Annotated in this window: 4 protein-coding genes; all 4 read left to right on the forward strand. The window is 73.2% G+C overall.

The features are described 5' to 3' along the window. Positions 1–549 (forward strand): YbjN domain-containing protein (locus ACIQOV_RS28830; protein WP_401053433.1); only part of this gene is annotated, 549 nt, incomplete at its 5' end. Positions 550–669: 120 nt separating this feature from the next. Beyond that, positions 670–1830 carry a pyridoxal phosphate-dependent aminotransferase gene (locus tag ACIQOV_RS28835; RefSeq protein ID WP_401053435.1) on the forward strand — a complete coding sequence of 387 codons (1161 nt, stop codon included), beginning with the start codon at positions 670–672 and terminating at the stop codon, positions 1828–1830. 501 nt (positions 1831–2331) lie between these two features. Then, on the forward strand, positions 2332–2871 hold the full coding sequence (locus ACIQOV_RS28840; RefSeq protein WP_380541384.1) for a DUF2617 family protein: 540 nt from the start codon (positions 2332–2334) through the stop codon (positions 2869–2871). Between the two features lie 271 nt (positions 2872–3142). Further along, the coding region (locus ACIQOV_RS28845; RefSeq protein ID WP_401053437.1) for a polyamine aminopropyltransferase at positions 3143–4537 on the forward strand (1395 nt) is incomplete at its 3' end.

Genomic DNA, 4537 nt, shown 5'->3' on the forward strand with positions numbered 1-4537 from the left:
GACCCGTCGTCCATCCCGTCCTTCGGCGTTCCCCAGGGCGGCCAGCCCGGCGGCCAGGGCGGGCGGCCGGCCGGCCCGCCGCCGATCATCGTCCCGGACCAGGCCCTGGTCACCCAGCTGCTGGACCAGATGCAGCTCAAGCACGTCGTGGACGAGGAGGGCGACCTCACCGCCCCCTGGGAGGGCTTCCGCGTCTACTACATGTTCCGCGGCGAGCAGAAGGAGCTCTTCGCGGTGCGCGCCTTCTACGACCGCGCCTACCCGCTGGAGAAGAAGGGCGAGATCCTCGACCTGATCGACGAGTGGAACCGCGAGACCCTCTGGCCCAAGGTCTACACCCACACCCACGAGGACGGCGTGGTCCGCCTGATCGGCGAGGCCCAGATGATCGTCGGCACCGGCGTCAACCTGGACTACTTCGTCACCACCACCGCCAACTGGACCCAGGCCGCGGTCGGCTTCGAGCAGTGGATCGTCGAGCGCCTCGGCCTCCAGAACGAGATCGAGGGCGAGGACGGCGAGGACGGCGAGGGCACCGACGAGGCCTGATCCCGTCCCGGTACTCCGGTCCGGCCCGCCACCGCCCTCCGCGCCGGTGGTGGGCCGTTCTTGTCCCCGGCCCCCGGCTGACCCAGGATGGCCCTGACGACGAGCCGTGAGGAGCCACCGATGGGTACCAGGCCGCTGCTGAACCGCCGACTGACCGGGATGGGCACGACGATCTTCGCCGAGATGTCGGCCCTGGCCACGGCCACCGGATCGATCAACCTCGGCCAGGGATTCCCCGACACCGACGGGCCCGAGGAGGTCCGCGAGGCGGCCGTACGGGCCCTGCGCGAGGGCCGGGGCAACCAGTACCCGCCCGGCCCCGGCGTCCCCGAGCTGCGCACCGCGATCGCCGAGCACCAGCAGCGCTTCCACGGCCTCGCGTACGACCCGGACACCGAGGTGCTGGTCACCGCCGGCGCCACCGAGGCCATCGCCGCCACCCTGCTGGCCCTGCTGGAGCCCGGCGACGAGGTGATCGCCCTCGAACCCTTCTACGACTCCTACGCCGCCTGCATCGCGATGGCCGGCGCCACCCGGGTGCCGCTCACCCTGCGCGCCCCGGCCTTCCGTCCCGACCTGGACGAGCTGCGCGCCCTGATCACCCCGCGCACCCGGCTGCTGCTGATCAACACCCCGCACAACCCCACCGGCACCGTCCTCACCGCCGAGGAGCTCGCCGCCGTCGCCGCGCTCGCCGTCGAGCACGACCTGCTGGTCGTCACCGACGAGGTCTACGAGCACCTGGTCTTCGGCGCCGTCCACCACCCCCTCGCGGCCCTGCCCGGCATGCGCGAACGCACCGTCACCATCTCCTCCGCCGGCAAGACCTTCTCCTTCACCGGCTGGAAGGTCGGCTGGGTCACCGCGAGCCCGGACCTGGTCGCGGCCGTGCGCACCGCGAAGCAGTACCTCACCTACGTCAGCGCCGGCCCCTTCCAGTACGCCGTCGCCGAGGCCCTGCGGCTGCCCGACACGTACTTCGACACCCTCCGCGCCGACCTGCTGGGCAAGCGCGACCTGCTGCTCGGCGGCCTCACCGCGGCCGGCTTCCGGGCCTTCACCCCCGAGGGCACCTACTTCGTCACCACCGACATCACGCCGCTCGGCGAGAAGGACGGCATCGACTTCTGCCGTGCCCTGCCCGGCCGTTGCGGCGTCGTCGCCATCCCGAACGCGGTGTTCTACGACGACGTGGAGGCCGGCCGTAGCCTGGTCCGCTTCACTTTCTGCAAAAAGGACGAGGTCCTCCAGGAGGCCGTCACCCGCCTGCGGCGCCTGTGAGGGACCGCACGCCCCCTTTCACGCCCTTCGAACAGGGATGTCCGTGATCCGACATCAGTGCTGATGGCTCATCAACTTCCTTGATCAGCTTGCTTGTTTGCCATCATTGCGGCAATCCTTCCGAGCATCCGGGCACTCCCCCGCCGCCCTCCACGCCCCGCGCCTGGAGGGCGGCGGTGTGTGATGCGCCCGGGCAGCGCACACCCGGCGCGCACGGCGCACGATCCGGTGACAGGGGCGCGCGCTGTGCAGACTCGTACACGGGCTCGATCAGAGCCGGGAAGCAGGTGTGCTCGAAACGGTGAATGCTTGACAAAGTTGGGTAAATCACCGGCGGACCCGGCGTATTCGTGCTTCTCTGCTGCTGAATCTCCAGCCGGAATCCTTCCTTCCACGGTCGGCCGCGCCCAGGGCCGCACAGCCACGAACAGCCTCGCCATCGCCTAGGCCTACTCGCTGCTGCTCGGCGGGCGCGCACGGAGCTGAAACGCGGAGCCGAGCATGCTCACCACACTGCAGACCTCCTACACGGACACCCGGGCGGGTGACCTCGCCTGGTGCCTCGGCGGCGACCCGCTGCCCGCTCTCGCCGTCCGCGACCTGAGACTCGACGGGGGCGGCCACCCGGGCACGCCCGGCACCCTCCAGCTGCGCCTGCTGGGCGCCTCCCACCAGGTGGTGATCGACGCGGGCCCCGGCCAGTGCCTGGAGACCGTCGCCTGCCTGCCCGGCCGCCGCACCCCGCTGCCGGCCCGGGTGGCCAAGCAGGTCGGCGGCTGGGAGTACGAGTTCGCTGCCCGGATCGAGGCGCTGCCGCCGCACGACTTCGCGGCCCGCGCCCAGGAGCTGCTGGCCCTCGTCGAGGGGCACCCGCGGGGCCTCGCCGGGGTCTTCCCGGGCGACCCGAGCGCCTTCACCGCGCTGGTCACCCAGGGCGGCGCGGACCGGCTGCTCTGGCGCACCTGGCACGCCTACCCGCAGGAGGGGCAGCTGGTGTGCACCCGCTCCTCGCTGGTGGTGACCGGGGTGGCCGGGGCATGACCGCCGGAAGTCCGGACCGGAACACCGATCCGGCCGTAGGCCGCCCGGCCCAGGCCTACGAATCGTACGCAGGAACGGTTCGTCAATCCGATGTCGCCCACTGTCCGTCGGATGGGCGCATCCATCCGTCCCGCACGTCCCCTAGCGTTTGTTCGTGATCAACCATCCGACCGGTCCGCCCGCACGCCCGCGCGTGGACCTCGACGACGGCGCCCCACCCCGGCCCGGGCGAGGCCTCGCCCCACTCCCGCCCGCCCGCCGTCGGTCCCGGCTGCGCTCCAGCCCCCGGCTCGCCCGCCTGACCGTCCTGCTGGCCGCGTTCGTCTGCGCGGCCTGCGGACTCGTCTACGAGCTCGAACTCGTGGCGCTCGGCGACTACCTGCTCGGGGACACGGTCACCCAAACCTCCGTCGTGCTCTCCGTCATGGTGTTCGCGATGGGCCTCGGCTCACTGCTCGCCAAACGGTTCACCAGCCGGCCCGCCACCGCCTTCGCCCTCGTCGAATGCGCGCTCGCGCTCACCGGCGGACTCTCCGTCCTCGCGCTCTACTCCTGCTGGGCCTGGATCGGCCGCTACCAGGCCGCCATGGTCGGCCTCACCTGCCTGATCGGCGTCCTGATCGGCGCCGAGATCCCCCTGCTGATGACCCTCATCCAACGGATCCGGCGCGAGGACGCCGGACGCGCCGTCGCCGACCTGTTCGCCGCCGACTACGTGGGCGCGCTGATCGGCGGCCTCGCCTTCCCGTTCCTGATCCTGCCCGCCCTCGGACCGGGCGACGGCGCCCTGCTCACCGGCGCCGTCAACGCCGTCGCCGGGGCGGCCGTGGTGCTCTGGCTGTTCCGCGAGGAACCCGCCCCCCGGATCCGACGGCTGCTCTGGGGCGGCTGTCTGCTGGTCCTCGCCCTGCTCGCGACGGCCGCGGCCGGCTCCGACGCCGTCGAGCGCGCCGCCCGGCACGCCCTGTACGGCGACCAGGTCCGCTACGCCACCCGCAGCCGGTCCCAGGAGATCGTGCTCACCGGCCCCGCCGAGGGCCCCCTGCGGCTCTACCTGGACGGCCGGCTCGCGGTCTGCGGACCGGACGAGTACCGGAGCAGCGAGGGCCTGGTCCACCCCGCCATGGCGGCCGGCCCGGACGCCCGCGTCCTGCTGCTCGGCGGCGGCGACGGGCTCGCCCTGCGGGAGGTGCTGCGGCACCGGGGCGTGCGCACCGTCCGGCTGGTCGACGCCGACCCCGCCCTGCCCCGGCTCGCCCGCACCGACCCCGGGCTCGCCGCCCTCGGCGGCCGCTCGCTGGACGACCCCCGGGTCCGCACCACCGCGGCCGACCCGCTGGCCTGGCTGCGCGGCGCCGGCGCCCCCGGCGGGGACGGACCGTACGACGTGGTGCTCGCCGACCTCCCGGCACCGGCCGACGGCGGGCCGGTCAAGTTCCACTCCCAGGAGTTCTACGGCCTCGCCGCACGGCTGCTCTCCCCCGGCGGCCGGATCGCCGTCCACGCCGGGAACGACCTGGACGGCCTCTGGCAGATCGAGTCCGGTCTGCGGACGACGGGCCTGCAGACCGCCCCGTACGCCGTCCCGGGCAGCGCCACCGCCGCCTGCCGCCCCGGCCCGCCGGACGACCCCCAGAACTTCCTCCTCGCCGCCGCCACCCGGCCC

This window comes from Kitasatospora sp. NPDC091257 (genome assembly GCF_044757675.1).
Classification (GTDB): Bacteria; Actinomycetota; Actinomycetes; order Streptomycetales; family Streptomycetaceae; genus Kitasatospora; species Kitasatospora lactacystinica.